The organism is Brevibacillus panacihumi W25 (genome assembly GCF_000503775.1).
GTDB lineage: Bacteria > Bacillota > Bacilli > Brevibacillales > Brevibacillaceae > Brevibacillus > Brevibacillus panacihumi_A.
The window spans coordinates 796121-816633 of record NZ_KI629786.1; the positions used below are offsets into that span (position 1 = coordinate 796121).

14 protein-coding genes are annotated in these 20513 nt (G+C 49.8%); 13 read left to right on the top strand and 1 reads right to left on the bottom strand.

Annotated features, from left to right (window positions below):
* Positions 1-20 precede the first annotated feature (20 nt).
* The 11 genes from T458_RS53400 to T458_RS56745 all read left to right on the top strand — a co-directional run bounded on the left by T458_RS53400 (position 21) and on the right by T458_RS56745 (position 16193).
* Positions 21-1256, top strand: coding sequence for an efflux RND transporter periplasmic adaptor subunit (locus tag T458_RS53400; RefSeq protein ID WP_031306255.1), 1236 nt, complete (start codon positions 21-23; stop codon positions 1254-1256).
* Positions 1253-4369 carry an efflux RND transporter permease subunit gene (locus T458_RS53405; RefSeq protein WP_023559330.1) on the top strand — a complete coding sequence of 1039 codons (3117 nt, stop codon included), beginning with the start codon at positions 1253-1255 and terminating at the stop codon, positions 4367-4369. The genes T458_RS53400 and T458_RS53405 overlap by 4 nt, the downstream gene beginning before the upstream one ends.
* Before the next feature lie 188 nt (positions 4370-4557).
* Positions 4558-5883, top strand: coding sequence for an HD domain-containing protein (locus T458_RS53410; protein WP_023559331.1), 1326 nt, complete (start codon positions 4558-4560; stop codon positions 5881-5883).
* Positions 5846-6376 carry a YwgA family protein gene (locus T458_RS53415; RefSeq protein WP_023559332.1) on the top strand — a complete coding sequence of 177 codons (531 nt, stop codon included), beginning with the start codon at positions 5846-5848 and terminating at the stop codon, positions 6374-6376. Before T458_RS53410 ends, T458_RS53415 begins: the two co-directional genes overlap by 38 nt.
* A gap of 172 nt (positions 6377-6548) precedes the next feature.
* Entirely contained in the window at positions 6549-6944 is a 396-nt protein-coding gene (locus T458_RS53420; protein WP_023559333.1) for a thioredoxin family protein, read from the top strand.
* A 17-nt stretch (positions 6945-6961) separates the two neighbouring features.
* Positions 6962-7843, top strand: coding sequence for an S-layer homology domain-containing protein (locus tag T458_RS53425; RefSeq protein ID WP_144083909.1), 882 nt, complete (start codon positions 6962-6964; stop codon positions 7841-7843).
* Positions 7844-8038: 195 nt separating this feature from the next.
* Positions 8039-11875, top strand: coding sequence for an ABC transporter permease (locus tag T458_RS53430; protein WP_144083910.1), 3837 nt, complete (start codon positions 8039-8041; stop codon positions 11873-11875).
* A gap of 67 nt (positions 11876-11942) precedes the next feature.
* Complete coding sequence (locus T458_RS53435; protein ID WP_023559336.1) at positions 11943-14732, top strand: lipase/acyltransferase domain-containing protein; 2790 nt, start codon at positions 11943-11945, stop codon at positions 14730-14732.
* 15 nt (positions 14733-14747) lie between these two features.
* Positions 14748-15110, top strand: coding sequence for a hypothetical protein (locus tag T458_RS53440; protein ID WP_023559337.1), 363 nt, complete (start codon positions 14748-14750; stop codon positions 15108-15110).
* 63 nt (positions 15111-15173) lie between these two features.
* Complete coding sequence (locus T458_RS53445) at positions 15174-15671, top strand: YwhD family protein (protein ID WP_023559338.1); 498 nt, start codon at positions 15174-15176, stop codon at positions 15669-15671.
* Positions 15672-15935: 264 nt separating this feature from the next.
* Positions 15936-16193 carry a hypothetical protein gene (locus T458_RS56745; RefSeq protein ID WP_023559339.1) on the top strand — a complete coding sequence of 86 codons (258 nt, stop codon included), beginning with the start codon at positions 15936-15938 and terminating at the stop codon, positions 16191-16193.
* 51 nt (positions 16194-16244) lie between these two features.
* On the opposite strand, the gene T458_RS53450 is transcribed toward T458_RS56745, so the two are convergent.
* A complete protein-coding gene (locus tag T458_RS53450) occupies positions 16245-18296 on the bottom strand; it encodes a transglycosylase domain-containing protein (protein WP_023559340.1) in 2052 nt (683 codons plus the stop codon).
* 281 nt (positions 18297-18577) lie between these two features.
* Between T458_RS53450 and speE the strand changes: the two genes are divergently transcribed.
* Together speE and speB are read left to right on the top strand one after the other, a co-directional pair.
* Positions 18578-19411, top strand: a complete 834-nt coding sequence (gene speE / locus T458_RS53455; RefSeq protein WP_031306258.1) for a polyamine aminopropyltransferase — start codon at positions 18578-18580, stop codon at positions 19409-19411.
* Positions 19412-19432: 21 nt separating this feature from the next.
* Positions 19433-20302, top strand: coding sequence for an agmatinase (gene speB / locus T458_RS53460; protein WP_023559342.1), 870 nt, complete (start codon positions 19433-19435; stop codon positions 20300-20302).
* Positions 20303-20513 lie beyond the last annotated feature (211 nt).

Sequence of the window (20513 nt, forward strand, 5' to 3'; positions counted from 1 at the left end):
AAAAAGGAGCGGAAAGTGCCATGACGAAACGTTGGTTGGTTCCGATTGCCATGATTGGGCTTGCGGTCACGACAGCTTGCAGCAGCAACTCCGAGGAGATGATTCCGATTGCACAGGAGACGAAGCAGGTTGTCGTCGAAGCGGTGAAAACGGAACAGCTTCAGCAGGTATCGGAACTCTCAGCAACGCTGCAGCCTTGGGAGGAAGCACTGGTTTCCTTTGAAGTATCGGGACGGATCGTGGAGCTGGACCGCAGCGAAGGAGATAATGTGAAGGCGGGAGATCTGTTGGCGCGGGTCAACGATACGGATTACGAGCTGCAGGTGGCCTCGACCCATGCAGCGGTTCAGCAGAGCGCCGCGACATTGAGCAAGGTGCAGAATGGAGCGCGGGAGCAGGAGATCGCACAGGCGAAGCTTTTGGTGGACAAAGCGAACATCGCGCAGCAGCAGGCGCAGGAGGATTTTCAACGGATCGAAAAGCTGTATCAGGAGAACGCCATTTCCAAAAGCGACTTTGAAAGCATGCAAAACCGCCTGCAGCTGGCACAAAAGGATCTGGAAAACGCGCAGCATGCCTACTCGTTGATCACACAGGGAGCGAGGACAGAGGACAAAACGCTGAGTCAGGCAACCTATCAGCAAGCCGTCATCTCCCAGGAAGCAGCATCCACGACGTTGGCGAAGACCCAGCTGCACTCCTCCATCAACGGGACCATTCTCTCCAAGCTTTCCTCTGCGGGCAATCTGGTCAGCGCGGGAACACCCGTCTACCATATCGGCAATATCGATCAGTTGAAAGTCGTTCTGCCCGTACCGGACCGGGAGATCTCCGCCTGGAAGGTCGGCGAGACTGTTGCCATCGAACTGTATGGCGAGAAAAGGGACGGGAAAGTAGTCAACATCTACCCGACGACCAACAAAAGCACAGGGACGATCGGCGTGGAGGTGCAGATTGAGAACCCAAAACACGACTGGTATGCAGGCCAAGTGGTGAAAGCGACCAAATCCATCGAAGGCCAGGAAGGTATTTTCGTTCCCGTCGAGGCAGTTATCAGCAGGGGAAAAGGGGATGCACACGTGTTCGTCGACAAAGACGGCAAAGCGGTGAAAACCCAGGTGGAAATTGGCCGCATGATTCAAAATAAACTGGAGATTCGCAGCGGATTGACAGCAGGAGAGCAAGTGATCGTCAAGGGTGTCGACCGCTTGTTCGATGGGGATGCCATCGAGGTGATGGGAGGTACCAACCCGTGATCGCATACATCGTCCGCAAGCGCAAAATTACGCTGCTGTTTTTTGTCATGCTCGTGCTTGTCGGTTTCTTGAGCTTTTTTCAGCTTCCCAAGCAGGAATCGCCAGACATTATCGTCAATCTGGCAACTGTAACGACGATCTATCCAGGAGCTTCGCCGGAAAAGGTAGAACAGGCCGTAACGAAGAAGCTGGAGGAGAAAATCAATGAGATCCAAGGCCTCAACTATATTTCCTCGTCTTCTTCGTTAGGAGTCTCGTTCATTCTCGTCGAAACCAAAAGCGATGTCGATCCCAAGCAAAAATGGGATGAATTGCGGAAAAAAGTAAAGGATGCCGAAGCGGATCTGCCTGCGGACGCCAAGCAGCCTATCATCAATGACGATCTAAACCGTACCTTTGTCCAGAGCCTGGCAGTGACGGCTGAGACGACTGAGCAGTTGTACAGCCTGCGACCGTTGATGGATTCGTGGAAGAGCCAACTGCGTACCATCCCGAATGTAGCGGATGTGACCGTCACGGGGCTTCCCGATCAGGAAGTGCGGATCGAAGTGGATACGCAAAAGCTGAGCCAGTACGGGATCAACTGGAGTCAGGTAATGATGGCGATCAAGGCGGAGAACGAACGAGTGCCGCTCGGGGACTTGACTAGCGCAAACCGCACCTACCAGCTCAAATTGGCTGAGTTTACGGATATTGCGCAGTTGAATCGCATCTTGATCGCCCGTTCTCCGGTCGATGGCTCTCCCATCTATCTCGAGGATATCGGACGAGTGGAACTGACGACCGAAACAGTCCAATCCATGTCGTATTACAACGGCAAGCCCTCGCTTACGATCAGCTTGAATGCAGAGACGGGCAGCGACGTCCCTTCCCTGCAAAAACGCGTCGATGATTTGATGGCTATTTTGAAAAAATCGCTGCCGGACTACGCGCAAACACATTCGATATATAGCCAGAAAGAACGCGTCGACGAGCTGTTTGGCGATTTGACGAAAGAAATGATGATCGCGGTCGCTGCGGTGCTTGTGGTTTGCACCCTGGGTCTGAATCTGGTCACTTCCTTTGTCGTAGCGCTGGCCATCCCGATTTCGCTTGCAGTCGGCATGATGTTTTTGCCGGGAATGGGGATTACGCTCAACATGATTTCGATCGTTTCCCTGATCATCGTGCTGGGGATTCTCGTCGATGATGCGGTCGTAGTGAATGACAATATCGAACGGCGACTCTTTGTGCTCAAGGAAAAACCGCTGACAGCAGCTGTCAAAGGTGCCAATGAGGTTTCGATCTCCATTGTGACGGCTACGTTGGCTACGATTGCCTCGTTTGCTCCTCTGATGTTTTTGAATGGGAATGTCGGGCAATTCATTCGCCCCGTTCCGGCTATCATTTCCTTGACGATGCTGGCCTCGATGATCATGTCGCTAACGATCATTCCGATCTTTCGCCATTGGCGGGAGCTGCGTCGCCAAAGCCAGAGCAACAATGACCACAGCAAGCCGCCGGGACTGCTCGGCAAGCAAATTGTCATGCTGACCCGCTGGTACGCGGATCGAGTGATGCCGAGAATTTTAAAACGTCCGTTGCTCTCAGGGATGGTTGGAGTATTGATTGGAACCGCTGCATACGGCTTGATTCCTTTTACGCCCATTGAGTTGTTTCCGAAGGATGACCGCCCGCAGTTTTTGGTCAACATTCGCGTGCCGGTCGGCAGCAGCGTGGAAGAGACGGATCGTGTCGTGCGCGGTGTCTCGGACTGGATTTTGCAGCAGCCAGCCACAGAATCGGTCGCCTCCTATGCAGGGGGAAGCGCTCCGAAAATGTTTAGCGGCGATACAGATGCCGGAAGAGGAGTGACAATCGGCCAGCTTGTCGTACGCTATGACAAAAGCCAGGCGAACATCGATGAGCTGCTGAACAGTTGGACGGAAACGTTTAAAACGATGTACCCAGAAGCCAGCATTTTGCCGGAGCAATTGGAGGCTGGACCTCCTGTGGGCAAACCGGTGGTGATCCGCGTGTACGGCGAGGACATCGAGACGCTTCGCTCGATCTCCGGACAAATCAAGGATCAGGTCGCCAAGCTGAACGGCACCTATGATGTGCAGGATGACTTCGGCATCGAACGCTATTCTCTGGAATTTGTTGTCAATCAAGACTTGATGGAGCAAAAGCTGGTGAACTACAACACGCTGTCCCAGACCTTGCGTCTGGTGAGTGAGGGCTTGACTGTCAGTCAGTTTGACGATGGCACCGAGCTGATTGATATGAAGCTCTTTTTGCAAAAGGACGAAGAAGATCCGTCCCTGTTGTTCCAGCGCCTGAGCGTGGCCAATGCACGCGGCGAACTGATTCCGCTATCCCAGTTGGCAGAAGTAAAGCCAACCTTTAGCACCCAGACGATCCCGCATCGCAATCTGTCTCGCAGCGTGACGATTACAAGCGAACTGAAAGGGCGGACCGCAACAGAGGTGATGGCAGAGATTTCACCGATGCTGAAAGCAATGGAGCTGCCTGAGGGATACCGTTATGAGATTGGCGGGGAAACCTCCGAGCAGACCGACATCTTTATTGATATGGGCAAATTGTCCGTGCTGGTCGTATTCCTGATTCTGATCTTGATCGCCATGCAGTTTTACTCCCTATCTATTCCCATGCTGGTGATGAGTACCGTTTATCTAGCGGTATCCGGCAGCTTGATCGGGTTGTTTGTCACCCAGACGCCGCTTGGGTTCATGACGATGATGGGTGTGATTTCGCTCGCGGGAATCGTGGTGCGCAACGGTATCGTGTTCATCGAGTTTATTGAAGAAGCGCGTCATACGGGAGTCGAACTGAAGCAGGCTGTGATTCAGGCAGGGGAGGCTCGTCTGCGTCCGATCTTGCTCACGTCGCTCACCGCAGTGGCTGGTCTGACACCGCTGGCCATTTCCGGGGATGTTTTGTTCCAGCCTTTGGCTGTCACGATTATATCGGGTCTGTTGTTCTCGACGCTGCTGACTTTGATTGTCGTACCTTCCTTTTATACGGTACTGACCCAGCGCAAGCTCAAAAGGCTGGCGAGGAAAGTAGCGAAACGACCAGAGTTGTATGAACAGGAAGCAGAACTGCATTAACCAATGACGGAAAAGCGACAGGCGTCAAAGCATGCCTGTCGCTTGTTTTTTTGTGGATTTTCACCTGTATCTTCCTACTGAGTCGGCATTTGGTCTATACTGAAAGGACATTCTTCGGATTTTTTTGCTATGATAAAAACCAATAGAGCTAGAACAGAGAGAATGCGAGACAGGAAAGGAGTGTCCAGATGCTACAGCCCCAGCTTCTTGAAGAAGAAAAAGTGTTTAAAGACCCTGTGCACCGCTATGTGCATGTACGGGATCGGTTTATCTGGGATTTGATCAACTCCGCCGAGTTTCAACGGCTTCGCAGGATCAAGCAACTGGGCACCAGCTTTTTCACCTTTCACGGCGGCGAACACAGTCGCTTCAACCACTCGCTTGGCGTCTATGAACTCATGCGCCGAATTCTGGAGACGTTTGAAGGACGCATTCAATTGACGTATGAAGAAAAGCTGTTGTGCCTGTGCGCTGGTTTGCTGCACGATGTCGGACACGGCCCGTTTTCTCATTCCTTTGAAAAAGTATTTCGCTATCATCACGAGGATTGGACGCGTGCGATTTTGCTCGGCGATACCCAAATCAACACCATTTTGCGCCGCATCGATGAAGGATTTCCGCAAAAGCTGGCAGAGGTCATTGCGAAAACCTATGACAACAAGCTGATTGTCAGCCTGATCTCCAGCCAACTCGATGCGGACCGGATGGACTATTTGCTGAGGGACGCCTACTATACCGGGGTCAATTACGGGAATTTTGAGATTGAACGGATCTTGCGAGTCATGCGCCCGCAAGAGGATGGGATCGTGTTCAAGTTCAGCGGCATGCACGCAGTCGAGGACTACATCATGTCTCGCTACCAGATGTATTGGCAGGTCTATTTCCATCCGGTGACACGCAGTGGCGAGGTTGTGCTGCGCAAGATTTTTCAGCGCGCCAAGGAATTGTTCAGGCAAGGCTACTCGTTCCGCCAGGAGCCATTGATGCTCTTGCCTTTTTTGCAGGACAAGGTAGAGTTGGCGGATTATCTGGCGCTCGACGAGTCGGTGATCCTGTTCTACATGCAGATGTGGCGCAAGGAGAAGGATGAAATTTTAAAAGATTTATGCGCCCGTTTTTTGGACAGGAATCTGTATAAATACGTCGAATTTCATTCTAAAGGGTTTCAACTGCTGCCGGAATTAAAAGAGTTGTTCGAGCAAGCCGGGATTGATCCTGCCTATTATTTGGAAGTGGACACGACTTCGGATCTGCCCTATGATTTTTACCGTGCTGGAGAAGAAGAGGAGCGCATTCCGATCATGCTCCAGATGCCGTCTGGCGAGCTAGTTGAGCTTTCCCAGAAGTCGGAGATCGTACAGGCCATCAGTGGGAAGCGGCGCTTTGACTACAAATTATACTTTCCGATGGATAAAGTAATGGCTTTATCGGGGGACATCTCCCAAAAGATTCGAGAACGCCTGGGAGTGATGGAAAATGTTGAGGCGTCACGCCAAGATCATTCGCCTGATTGAGATCGCGGGCGAGGTGAGTGGACGAAAAAAATTGCAGAAGATGGTCTACATAGGAAAGCATCTCAACATGGATTTTGATGAACGATACGAGTTTCATATGTACGGTCCGTATTCGGAAGAGCTGACGCTGCGTGTGGATGAGCTTTGCAATATGGGCTTTTTGGACGAGCAGGTGGAGAGCAAAGGTGCAATCCACATGTATCGCTATACCCTGAATCCGTCAGGGCGTGATTTTTTGCGTTTCCAGGATGTCCAATTCGGCCGCGGAGAGCAAGTGATCAGACGAATGAACGAGGAGAATTCCCGTTTTCTCGAATTGGTATCGACGATTCTTTACTTCAATCATCTTCCTTATGAAGAGATGGTCAGGAAGATATTTACCTTTAAAAGCAAGCAGCGGTACACCGAGGAAGAAATCCAAAAGGGACAAGCCTTTGTGGAAGAGCTGAAGCTTTTGATGCAAGGAGAAATAGACACCGCTCCTTTGATGTAGCCAGGGAGTGCAGGAAAATCAAATATCTGACCACACATGACGCACAAACTCCATTGGTTTGCGGCGTCTTTTTTTGTCCCAAGCCAATCAGTGAGAATGGAGCTAGGGGATAAGGGCTTTTTTCTGGGGAAACGGTCATGACCGTTTTTATGATCTTCTGGAGGTGGAGGGTGTGGTCGGATTCAGGTGGAAATGGGTGTACGGAATTGCCATCTTCTTGGTTTGCCTCGTGGCAGGTTTGCTGCTGGTAGCCGGGGCAGCCAGTCAGGAGAAAAAAGACAGGATTGTTTACGTGTACAGCGATAGCTGCGGGTACTGCAACAGTTTCAAGCCTGTTTTTGAAAAAGTGACGGCAGACTTTCTTCAGCAGCACGATGGGTGGCAAGTGGAGAAGTTGGATATTTTCAAAGAAGACCAGCTGGCAAAAGCGCAGGAACTGGGGGCGGAAGTGACCCCTACGGTGTTTCTCGTCCGGAATGGCGAAGTCGTGGATAAATTGGAGGGTGACGTTCCGGAGAGGTCCTTGCAAAGATTTTTTTCCAGGAACATAGATGATGAGAATGAGTGAAAGGGAAGGTGCTTGCTGTGAAAAACATTCTATCGACTCTGTTGGTTGCAGCTTTCATGATGGGGGCACTCGCTGGTCCTGCACCGGTGGCAGCGGCTGATCCGTTAACAGCGAATTATTCCGCTACTCCGGAAAAAGGAGCGATTGAGTTTGCTCTTTTGAAGGGCTTTATGTGGAAGTATCCTGACAGTCAATTTCATGGAGAAGATCAAATTTCCCAGGGACAATTTGTATCCAGTCTCGTGGCGATTCGTGAAGTCAAGGAAGGGGAGCCTGTTCCGCAGTTGCCGGAAGGGCATTGGGCGAAAGCGACATATGAGCGAGCGCAGAAAGCAGGGATTTTGGCAGGCGTAGAGATCAACCCGAACAAGCTGTTGAACAAGGAAGAGACGGCTTTGCTGGTGTTTAATGCGTGGAAGCCTTATCGGTGTGTGAAGGATAAAGGATTTACCAATACGGGAGCCTTGGTTACGTGGGGATGGATGGAGCCCGCGCCCCCTGGGAACCCAAAGTTTCGGGAAGATTTACCCGTGACGAGATCACAGGCCGCAGTGATTTTGCGGAAGATGTGGCAGGATAAGTATCAGATTGAGCTAGGGGAGAAGTATGCGTTAGAGTTTCATAATAGCCTAAAAATCAAAGATGGTTATTTGATGGGGACAATTCCAAAAGGAGATAACTTGCTTTACTTACGTGTACAACTATTCAAGAAAAATTCTAGTGATATTGTAAGTTATTCAAAAGGGCAGTCATTCAAAGTAAAGATTGATGATTTTAGTCTAATGGGCTTTTTTGCAACAAATGAAGTAGATATTTCGATTGCGTCTGTATACCGTTATTCGAATCTTTATACTCTTGAACGGGTGAAAAATACACAGAAATTTTCTAGTCAAGATTAAGGTGAGCTTCCTATGGCGCTATTAAAGTCTATACAAAAATATACCCATTTTTTTACATGTGGTTTGATAATTTGCAGCATGCTGTTTTTAGATGTACCTTACTTTTCTTACGACGCCCAAGCAGCAAATCCTCACGGTATAATAGTGGCTACAGTGGGGCCACATAAAGAATTAATACCAAGAGATGGATATACTATGATTAAGATTGAAACTATTCCAGGAGAATTGGGAGCGCATATCTCTGAGGTTGAAGTGGATGGTGTGAAAGACACTGAAACAGTGTTAGGTTTTTCCGATTATTACGGAAAAACTGACCGTGGTTGGTATTTTGTCGATTTGAATGAAGCGAGACATTGGGTTAATAGATTTGGTGGAAACCCTAACTATATTTTGGGCGGGGGAGCTGCAAATGTTTACAGTAGGGAAGTATCCCCAACCCTTGGGGTTGGATTTCAAAAATATAACGCCTACAACCTAGCCGAACTAGCAGCAGCCTCCGGAGGAGCAGGCTACGAAATGGGCGACAACCTTGACCCGCGAGGTAGCGGTTTCGTTTCCGTCGGACACTTCCGCACCACCCAACGCCCCACCGGTGGCGTAAAAATCAAAGACGACCAAACAAAATTCAAAATCAACGACACGGTGAAAATCATTCCCCATGGCAAGGATTACTCCTACTACGATCGCGGCATCATCATCACCCATCTGTCCGTCATAAACAAAACAACGGGTAGGGGATACAAGTCATTGGATTCCAATCAAGAGATCCGAGATAACAGCGGCTACTTGGAAAAACCAAGCGCGACGAGCAATCCGAAGGCGTTTGAGTGGACTGGCGAATACACCTATACGCCTACCGAAGAAGGCTTGTACGAAGTCACGTTTATCATGACAGACCGCCACATGCGTTCCCGTCAAGGATCACCTACGATCAATGAATCTACCCCCTACACCGTTCAATTTATGGTTGGCGAAGAAACTCCTCCCCCACCCCCCGACCCTCCAGAAGAACCCGAACCCCCTGCAGTTTGTACGATCAATCAAAGCTCTACCAAAATGGACTTTCAAATTGTCGGCGACGATGTAAAGGACTATAACGCTGTACCAAGTGGCGGAAGCTCCATCATGGTCGAAAAAAATGCTGACATCAGCTTGTTTGCTTCCAAAAATGGAACGTTTACGATGAATGGCATCGAGATGGAGACCGGATCGGGCAACAATCGAAAACGAGGCATTGGCTATTTTGGCAGCTCCGGCTCTTACAGAATCGTGTTTCAAAGTGACGATGGAAAGGATTGTTGGGAAAAAACCTTCCAGGTCAAAGCGGAGTCAAAGGAAGAATCCTGCCCCATCATCACCATCTCGGGTACCACCTATCGCAATGGCGATACCGTGGAAGTGCTGCCGGAACGTACCGTCTATTTCCAGGCAAACTTTCGCAATAGCAAGGGCGACACGGAAACCGCCTATGTCTTATGGGACGTGACCAAACCTGATGGTAAAACCGTAACGCTGCCAGCCTATGAAGAGGAAATAGGCGGTAGAACGAAAATCGTAGAATACCCGTACTACAAATTGGAATTACCATTCCGTGGCCCACGTGAAGTTACTTTAGAAAGAGGCAAACAGTATAAAATCAAACTGAATTTCCAGGGAACCAACTGGAAGGATCGGCCCGAATGTGCGTGGGAGATTACGCTAGTCGTGAAGGATACAGCATGCACAATCACAGAGCAACATAAATTGAAGTTGAAAATCTATGGCAGTCCTCCTCATCCGTTTTCACCAGGTGGAGAAGATGCAGATGGGACTGTTTACGAACCTATTTATCTGAAACACTTTACATCGAAACCAGATGGAAGCTATGAAACAAATCTTTCTTTCTCTGCAAATGCTCCCGGCACATGGTTCTTGATCAAAAACAAGAAACGAGTGCCAGTATCAAAAGCCCTGGCAGCGAATGAAAAATTCGACTTAACCTTGCCAGACGATATTGATGTAGGGGATTGGGTTACGCTGGAGTTTGAATCGGATATTGGGTGCGTGACTCAATTCAGGTTTGAAATCATGTCAGATCGAAAATGCTTCAATTTAGAAGTGGCCATGATTCGATATGGCACTTTCGACGATTATTTGTGGAAGAAGGAAGTCTCGCGGGGAGAAACGCTCCATCTAACGCAAGAGGATTTTGACTCCAAATACCGGCCGCAATTCCTTTCACGAGGAGAAAAAACAGAGTTTACCATGCATTGGTTGGACCCAGATACCCAACAGTGGACGGCAAGACGAAACGGAAAATGGTTGTCAACGAGCAATACCTACAATTACAGCCACTTCTTCCAGTTTCCGACCGACCCGGACTCAGGTGAAGTCCTCGAAGGATTGTATAAAATCCTTTTTTGGACAGACAACGGAAGCGATGCGAATGGCCCCGTACTGGATTGTGAGGGGAGCATTTTTCTGCAAATTGGAGCAAGCCAGGGAGAAAATCTTTTGGTCGTAAAAAACAGTTTTACCATCACGCCCAAGGATCCACAGCTGCCTGGTACGGAAGCGACTATTACATTCCAAGTCAGAAATGCAGGAAAAACCATGCATGATACGAAGCTGGCTGTCCGTTGGGAAAGCTCTGACAAAGAAACGGTTTTAGATGTGAGCCAATTTAAGCCTGGGGAGACGAGAAAAATAACAGTCCCTACGCAATATCCCCAGCAGTCTGAAGATTTTATCGCCCATATCAATCCGTCCCGAAACAAGCCGGAGAATGAAAGCATCTGGACAGACAACCGTGCCACATGGCCTGTGAAGGTGCTTCGGGTAATCGAGCCGCCTGGTCCACCGGGGGGTGGGGAAGATTTTGATGGGGGCGAGATTGGACTGGAGCTCTATGACAGCGAAGGTCGCAGGCTGGAGAAACTTGGATTGCATGTGGATGGCGTGTGGGAACGGGAGCCTGCCAAAATTGAGGTCGTGATTGATCAGACGAAGATCAATGAAGGCTTCCAGCGAACACAGCAGTCCATTAACGCAAAAATCACCGAATACAAAGAGCAGCTCGAACAGTTTGCTTCCGAAGAAGGAGCAAAAAACATCGTCGTGACCGCTCAGCCGGGCTGGATTTCGGATGCGAAGAGCATGGCCGTCTATACCCCTGCGATGCTGGATCTGAAAGTAAGCGGACCAGGAGTTCCTCAGCAATGGCAGGTGAGCAGTGCCTCGCGTGGAGGGGAATACGTCTACACCGGGACAAGCATGCCGACACAGACGACGTGGAGGCAGACGCTGCAAAACCAGAAATACCTGGCGGAGATCAACGGGTTCCAGATCGTGATGGATTATGAGATTGTGTTTGACCTGAGCTTTGATCGCTGCATGCCAAATGACGAGGAAGAAGGAGAGGGAGAGGAAATCTGCGAAGCCAGCAGTCTGAGCCGAAGCATGTCGGGGCGCTACACCATAACGGTAACGGGGGGAAAACGCACATTTGAGGTGTTTGAACCCAATGCGACAGGATCGATTCATCACACGGCGGAATGGCTGGAGTATCATGCTCGGGACCGGTACCGACAAAGCCAACCAGATGATTTCTATGCGGGCGAACGAATTTTGACGCAGGTAGAACTGCAAGACAGACATCGCCACCCCGTCAGCGGAAAATATCCAGTCGTGGAGTCGGCGACCAGCTGGATCTACGAGACGGGCAAGAGACAAACATTGCTGCAATCTCGGCTTTCCCTGCTTCCCATCTCGGAAAATCAATGGCGGGGGCCTAATTACCAAGCGTCCAAGCTGGGTGCGCGCGAGGCGGGGGTCGATACGCCATTGATGGGCGACAAACAACGCGGCTTCCAAAAGGATGCGAGCTATGCAGTCTACTTCAACATTCAATTCCGTTTTGGCGTGAACAAGGGGTATCCGTACGCCAATAAACAGCAATTCTCCGGCCATGATCAGGCGGATTACCGCCTTCCGTTCCGCATTATCGCCAATGCGTGGGAGAGGCAAGGCATCCGCAATCACACGACACAGTAAATCTATTTGCACCCCCCTTCTGTCTTTTCCTACGATGACAGGGAAGAACGGTTAAGGGGGGATTTTTATGAGAAAAGCCTTCGCACGTCTATTCCAATTGCTGATGGTGCTGACCTTGGTGATCAGCGGCCTGGCTCCGACGGCATGGGCGCGGGAGGATCAGGCGGCAATCAAGGAGGCCGTGGCATGGCTAGAGGATGGCGAGGTCCGCATACAGGTTGAGTATTCCTCTGCACCGGATGAAGCGATGCTTACCATCACCCAGGGAGAATGGGAAAAAACGCGAATATTCCGGAAAACAGCCCGCCTGTCTGTGGCAGCGTCCCCAGAATCGCACGAGGCGATCCATGTGATGCTCGTCACTTCCTCGAAAAGAGGGGAGCAGCAGCATCAATGGGAAATCGAGCTGCCCAAAAAAGTAGAGACAGTAGAAAAAGGAGAAGTGCGCAAGGCTGATTGGGACAAAAAGGCTTCACGGAAGAAGAATCAACTTGAAATGATCATTGTGGAAGACAGCATTCCTCCCGAGAAGGAAGAGCCTGCCGAACAGGAACCCGATGACGAGGCAAAAGAAGATACTTCCCAATTGGAAGACTTGGCAAAGGAATTTTACGAAAAATACGCCGATGGCGAAAAGCCCACGGAAGCAGATCTGCGCAGCAGTCGAGTCGTCTTTGAGATAGAGCCGAATGACACGATGAAAAAAGCCGACTGGCTGTTTGACAAGCAAGATGCATTTGGCAAGATTGGCAAAAGCGGGGACGTAGACTATTGGAAGATCAGGGCGACTGAAAACGGGACTATGAATGTATCGCTCCGGGACATCCCGATCAAGCAGAACTATCAATTGTACGTGTTCGATGCTGACGGACGGGAGCTGGGACGATCGGAGCTTGCCGGAAATGCCGACGAAACGATAGAGGGCATCGGTGTTGAGCGAAGAGAATGGTATTACGTGATGGTAAAAGGGGAAGGAAACTCCCATAATCCACATCTATACTACCGCTTGCGAACCGATTTTCAGTCCGCGCAAGGCGATGTCAAGCCAGACGAATACGAGCCGAATAATTCCCTAGCAGATGCTTATGACATGGGAGACGAGCAGTCGCTGACAGCCAATTTGCACAGCTTGAAGGATGTGGATTTCTATCGGTTTTCGCTCAAGCGGACTTCGACTGTGATCGTCCGCTTGGGGGAAATACCAAACGGCATGGATATGGATTTGTATTTGCTGGATGAAAAGGGGAGAACCATCGGCAGATCGGAAAAATCCAAAAACGCCAATGAAGAGATCACGAGCAACATCGACGCGGGTACCTATGTGATCAAGGTAATGGCTGCCAGGAGCTCCGGTTTTACAGCCAACTCGTACAAGCTTTCCCTGGAGACTCATACCATCCCTGTCATTCTAATCCCTGGGATCGGCGGTTCCCGTCTGGAGGTAGAGGAGAATGGGATCATCTCTGAGGCATGGCTGGCTATAGGAAGAACTGTTTTGCCACCCTATAACGATCCTCAACATCGCAGAGTTCTCTCACTCATGCCAGTGGACGGGAAGAGTATCGAGGTAAAGCCACGCACAAAAGGCATTCGCGTTTTCCCGGAACGGGCCAACGAAGGTTTTTCCGCTATTGAATATTTAACGTACAACGATGCTGTCCCTACTGCACATGAGAAGTCCGAACAGTATGCCAGCATGGTAAAAGAATTGAAAAAACAAGGATATGCGCAGCATCGGACCTTGTTTGCCATGCCGTATGACTGGCGATATAGCAGTGCAGACAATGCGAAATTTTTAAAAGAAAAAATCGATGTAGCCCTGCGAAATTCAAAAGCGCAGCAAGTCCATCTGGTGGCGCACAGCATGGGAGGCCTGCTGGTGCGGGAAACCCTCTTGTCCAACCCGTCCTACCAGTCTAAAGTAAATCGGGTCATCTATATGGGAACACCGTTTTTGGGCTCTCCAAGGGCGTACCAAGCGATCCAATTCGGCTATGATTTTGGCATTGTCACCTTCCTTTCGCAGACAGGCAAGATTATCGCCGAGTACGCACCGGCTGTGTACGAATTGCTGCCCTCCAAAAAATACGTAAGCAACACACCGTTTCTCTGGAAAAACCAGAAAGAACCATACAGCTACCAGGACCTCACCAGCGTGAAACATTTGCAATTGATATATGAGCCATTGGTGCATCAAGCCAGCAAACTGCATGAAAAATGGGACAACAGACAGATCAAGGTGCCGCAGTACAGTATTGTCGGTCAGGGACATTCGACATTGCTTGGTTATTTCGTTCATCCTCAGACCAAGAATTTTGTTCCGTACTATGACAATCAAGCTGGAGATGGAACTGTTCCTTACGAAAGCGCCAACTACTCTTCAGGGGACATCAAGAAAAAATTCTACGTCAACGGAGAGCATGCCGCACTTCCTCGTATTCCACAAGTGATTCATCAAGTTATCAACCTGTTGAATGGAAATGACAAAGCCAGTGATGGGGTCCGCAGCTCTGCGGCCAAGAATTTTGACTACTTGTATTACATCATCAGCAGCGAAGACGGTTCCTTTCCCAATGTGACGATCCAGAAGGACGGCAGGGAAATGACCATCGAGCCAGAACCAAAAGAATGGTGGGATGACCTTTCGGTTGAATACCACGGCAACGTCCTCGCTATCCATGTATTGGATAAACAGCCCCTTTCTTTTCAATTGCCGGAAGGTTCGAACCAGGAGCGTCCGCCCCGCATCACGGTACGAAGATTTTCATCTGAAGACCCCAAACGCTACCGTGAGGAAGGAAGACCATTTATATTGGGACCCGATGGTTTCATCGAAGAGGAAGAGATGAGCCGTTAAAAGGAGGAACATGGGATGGTCGCAAGTATTGCCAGCGATCTCTATTATGCAGTCGTTGTACCGATTATGTCCTTATGGGGACTGTCCGGATTTTGGATGACGATCGTCATCATGGGTACAGTTTTTCTGTTCATTGGTTATCGGTTATGGGTCTCTCTGCTGTTTACACCGATCATCAGTTATTTGGTCTCTGAAATCGAAGTTCCAGATCATGACTGGGCCGCAGTCATTTACTTTCAAAAAGCGGTGATTTCTTTCTATTCGACTTTGGTCATTACCGTTTTGCTCTATTTCATTGACAAGGCGGTTCGAAAACACAACAGAAAAAAATATCGGCAGCGGTTGCGTCAGCGAAGAAGCAACCGGGCACAAGGGTAAATTGCCTCCACGTTCTTTTCCGAGTAGAATAAGGTAAGCAGATCTATTCGGGAGGGTAATGCAATGGACATTTTTGACAGCAAGAAGGGCGGTTTTACCATCATGAGTGGCAAAACCGATGTACATGGCGGCTTTGGTCAAGGCGTATTGGATCTTAACGCAGTCTCTTCTGTCATTATTGACGGAGATGAAGCTTATATCGATATGGGTGCTCTGCACGCGAAAAGCTCCGTGGAAAAAGGCATCAAATGGACGACCAACAAAGATGAGGTCCCGAACGGAAAGCCGTATTGGCTGGTATGGGTGACGGTAGACCGAAATGAATCGGGGCCTTATTACGCCGGTGCTACGGCATGCTACATGGAGATTGACCGTGAGGCGCGCAGAGGCTATAAGATTTTGGCAGACCATGTGAACCGGATGGATTATTCGATGAAACGCCGAATCATGGTATCGGAGCTGGGTGAGAAGGAAAAAGCGGCTCTGAAAAAGCTTTTAATCGATAACAACGCCGCCATGTGGGAAAATTCCTCGGAAGAATTAAAGCAAGGATTGTCCTGATCTTGGAAATCGTGAACGGTCTGTGAACAAATCGTGAAATCAATTGTTACCAGTATTGAAGTCAGGTAAACTTATGTTCATATCTGTGTACATGTACACTAGGTCAACAAGCAGGGGAAGAGCCGTCACTCTTTCCCTGTTTGTCTTTTTCAAAAGTAAACGCTTTCCTGTGCAGAGAGGTTTTTTTTTCAGGTCATGGAATGGCGCTATTGCGGAAAAATAGATATGCACAACCAAACTGTCTGACGGAAGGGGCGCTATCCAGTGAACCAGGATCCTCGCGAGCAAAATGCGAACGAGCACTTCGCCAGATTTGGAGGAGTCCATTTTCGCAGCCATGTTCCCCCTCAACAGATCAATCGATTTATTGGCAGATTGCCTGCTGGCAAGCGGGACAGCATGTTTGAGGTATTGGATCAATTGGAGCAAGCCGGTCTGATTACAGTTTGTAATGACCAAGTATTCGCAGACGGCAACGGCGTTGTCGGCGGCGGTGAAGAAAATGGTCAAAATATCACGTAAGGCAAATAAGAAGAAAAGAAGGGACACGGATTGGTCCCTTCTTTTCGCATGTTACTCTCCTGGTTTCCACCAACTGCCCATTCGCTGCCAGAACGTAGAAGAATCTGGAGGCTCCAGCGGTGTCGGAGTTTCATTGGCTGGTAGATGATCCGTGCAATATTCCTGCGGTTCTGTCCCGCTGGCAAAGTAAAACAGCTCGGGTGCAGGACAATGCTCGGTAGCGAGCTTCCCGGAGGATGGATCGATGTAGACCGAAACGACGCCGGCAGGCATATCGAATAATGCAGGGGGCTGATCCTTCAAGGCGCTTTCCATAAACTGCGCCCAGATTTTTTTCGAGAGATAGCCCTCTTTTACATCATCCACCTTCTGATTTTTATCATAGCCCACCCATACAGTGGTCACGAGCTGCGGTGTAAAGCCGCTCAGCCAGGCATCTACATCGGTCGAGCCTGTTTTTCCAGCTACCGGGCGGTTTAATTCATTGGCTACACGATAGCCGGTGCCGCTTCGTTCAAATACGCTTTGCATCAGATTGACCAGCAGGGAGGAAGCCACGGGATCTGCTACGAGGGTTTTCTCCGTTTTTTCTTCCACCAGGACATTTCCCTTGTTATCCTCGATCCTTGTGATCGCGATTGGGGTGACGGCCTCTCCTTTGTTGACAATAGCGGCATATGCCGCATTCAATTCCAGAGGAGAGACGGGTGAAGTGCCCAAGGCCAGGGATGGTACAGCCAGAAGCGGACTTTTGATCCCGAGCTTTTGCGCCTGCTCGACGACTTTTTGCGGACCCAGGAAGTCAATGGTTTTGACTGCGTAGATATTGTCTGAGGTCTTGATTGCCTCCCGCATATTGATCATGGCGTTTGCGTAGCGTCCACCGAAGTTTCGCGGAATGTACTGCTTGTTTCGGTCGTAGGTGAAGACGGTCGGTTCGCTTTTCATCATGGTCAGCGGCGTGAAGCCGTTTTGCAAAGCCGCCAGATACATGATCGGCTTGAAGGCTGAACCGGGCTGTCTTTTTGCCAAAACACGATTGTATTGGCTCTCCTGATAGTTCCTGCCGCCCACCATCGCCTTGATCTGCCCTGTAAGCGGGTCCATCGCGACCAGAGCTACTTGCAAGTTCGGATTATCTGCTGGCATGACAGAAGACACGATTTCCTCTGCCTTCTTTTGCATGACCGGGTCCAAGGTCGTGTAGATTTTCAAGCCACCGTGAATGAACTGCTCTTCTTCGATGCCGTACTTGTTTTTCACGAGATTCGCGATGTAGTCGCGGAAATAAGGAGCAGGATCAACCGCAGCTTGCGTAGAGCGCTCCCGAAAAACGAGCTTTTCGGCGTAGGCTTGCTCTGCCTGCTGTGGAGTAATCATTTCATCGCGAGCCATAGCGTTCAGGATCAGCTTTTGCCTGCTTTTTGCACGCTCAAAATCAGCGAACGGAGAATAATAAGTCGGACCTTTCGGGATTCCGGCCAGCATGGCGCTTTCTGCCAGCGACAGGTTTTTGGCATCCTTCCCAAAATAGGTTTGGGCTGCTGCCTGCGCCCCATATGCAGAGTGACCGTAATAGATCTGGTTCATATACATCTCCAGAATCTCATCCTTGCTGTAATTCAGCTCCAACTGAATCGCCAGAAAAGCTTCCCTGATTTTTCGGTCCCATGTTTTTTCCATGGTGAGGTACAGGTTCCGAGCTAATTGCTGGGTGATGGTGCTTGCTCCTTGCTGCATGTCCATATGAATCGCATTGACGTAGACGGCCATTCCAAGCCGTTTGAAGTCAAAGCCGTAATGCTCGCGAAATGTGCGGTCCTCGATGGCGATCGTGGCATTGATCAGATCGGGAGCAATATCCTGTAACGGGACCAGAATCCGATTTTCCCCGCGATGCATGGTATCGAGCACGTCACCGTTTGCGGAATAGATCGTCGTTGTCTGCTTGATAAAGGCTTCGGGCAAGGGCTGTGAACGCAAATACAGAAGCAGCAGCAACGCAGCGCATGATGCGAACAAAATGCTGAGTATGAAAAATTTTAAGAATTGCTTGGCCCAACGCAGATAGCGAATTAGTGGAGCCTCGCGGATGACCTCCATCGTTTCGCCTCCCTTCTATCGGTAAATCGTTCAGATCGGGGTATACTAAGACCCGTAATACTTCTAGTATGGGTCAATGTCCAATTGGATAAACTTGGCTGGCTTTTCGAAAGGGAAATTGCAGAAAAAAACCTTGCATTTTGGGGGGCAACTACTATAATTTTCTTGTATTGTCAGCCGACGAAGCCTAGCCCGTGCCAGGAGTGCCGAGGCCGGGTTTTCTGCTATGTTTTGGGGCTGTTATCATGCGGTTATTTGAAGGAGGGTACATAACAATGAATATGGAATTGTGGTACACCGAGAAACAGACAGAAAATCACGGAATTACAACAAAAATTACCGATACGTTATACAGTGAAAAGACGGAGTTCCAACAAATCGATGTCATTACGACCAAGCAGTTCGGTCGCATGCTGGTCCTCGATGGCATGGTCATGACCACAGATGTGGATGAGTTTGTCTACCACGAAATGATTACCCACATCGCGATGAACACGCATCCAAATCCGAAAAAGGTTTTGGTTGTAGGCGGCGGAGACGGCGGCGCCATCCGCGAAATCGTAAAGCATCCATCCGTCGAGAAAGCAGTTCTGGCTGAGATTGACGGCGGAGTTATTGAATCCTGCAAAAAATACTTCCCTGAAATCGCAAGCGCGTTGACCGGAAATTCCCGCGTCGATGTGCAAGTAATCGACGGGATCAAACACATTCACGATCACAAAGGCGAGTACGATGTGATCATGGTTGACTCCACCGAACCGGTAGGACCTGCAGTAGGCTTGTTTGAAAAAGGCTTTTACCAAGGAATCTTCGATGCTCTGAAACCAGACGGCATCATGGTGGCGCAGACAGAATCTCCTTGGTTCAACCGCGAGCTGATCAAGCGCGTCTTCAAAGACCTGAAATCGATCTTCCCGGTTACACGTCTGTATACATGCAGCATCCCGACGTATCCATCGGGTCTGTGGAGCTTTACGATTGCATCCAAAAAACACGATCCATTGGAAGTAGATGCGAGCCAAATCAAGCCAATGGACACCAAATACTACAATGCGGATCTTCACCACGCGGTATTCAAGCTGCCGAACTTCGTGGCGGAGCTGACCCGCGACTAACCGGAGAGGAGCTGCTACCTGATGCGTTTTGACGAAGCATACTCCGGCAATGTCTTTATCCGCAGCCATGCTGACTACGCGGAAAGCCAAGCCGTTATTTACGGCATGCCGATGGACTGGACGGTAAGCTTCCGTCCGGGCTCTCGTTTTGGTCCTACCCGCATCCGCGAGGTTTCGATCGGGCTGGAAGAGTACAGCCCTTATTTGGACAGGCTGTTGGAAGAAATCAAGTACTTCGACGCGGGCGATATTCCCCTGCCATTCGGCAACGTAGAAGGCAGCCTGGAAGCCATCCAGTCGTTTGTCTCGAAAGTGTTGGCAGACGGCAAATTCCCGCTTGGTCTCGGCGGCGAGCATCTCGTCTCCTGGCCAGTTTTCCAAGCGGTGTATGAAAAATACAAGGACATGGTCATCTTCCACTTCGATGCGCACACCGACTTGCGTGACCATTACGAGGGGTATCCATACTCCCATTCCACTCCGATCAAAAAGGCTTGCGACCTGATTGGCGGCAAAAACGTTTATTCCTTCGGGATTCGCAGCGGCATGAAGGAAGAGTTCGAGTGGGCGAAGGAAAACATGCATCTGTACAAATACGATGTGCTGGAACCGGTAAAACAGGTACTGCCTACCATTGGCAATCGCCCGATTTACCTGACCATCGACATCGATGTATTGGATCCGGCACATGCTCCCGGCACAGGCACAACCGAGGGAGGTGGCATTACCTCCCGTGAGTTGCTGGATACCATCCACTTCATGGCGAAAAATGGCGCAAACGTCATTGGTTGCGACCTCGTCGAAGTGGCGCCGGTATACGACCACAGCGAGATGACGCAGATCGTGGCTTCCAAGATCGTGCGCGAATTGCTGTTAGCTTTTGTAAAATAAGAGGTTTCCGCATAGCGTCTTCGGCGAAAAGTCGAAGGCGCTTTTGTTTTGTTTTGTATTATTCAAAAGAACGATGAAGGACAGCAGCTGGTTGAGGAAAAAAGGGAAAAAAGCGCAAGGCATTTGGGATCTCGACCCAGGCGCAACGGAAAAGGCGGAACCCGCCCTTAGCGGCCAGCGCGCCCAGCAAGCCGTTAATTGCTAGTTGGTG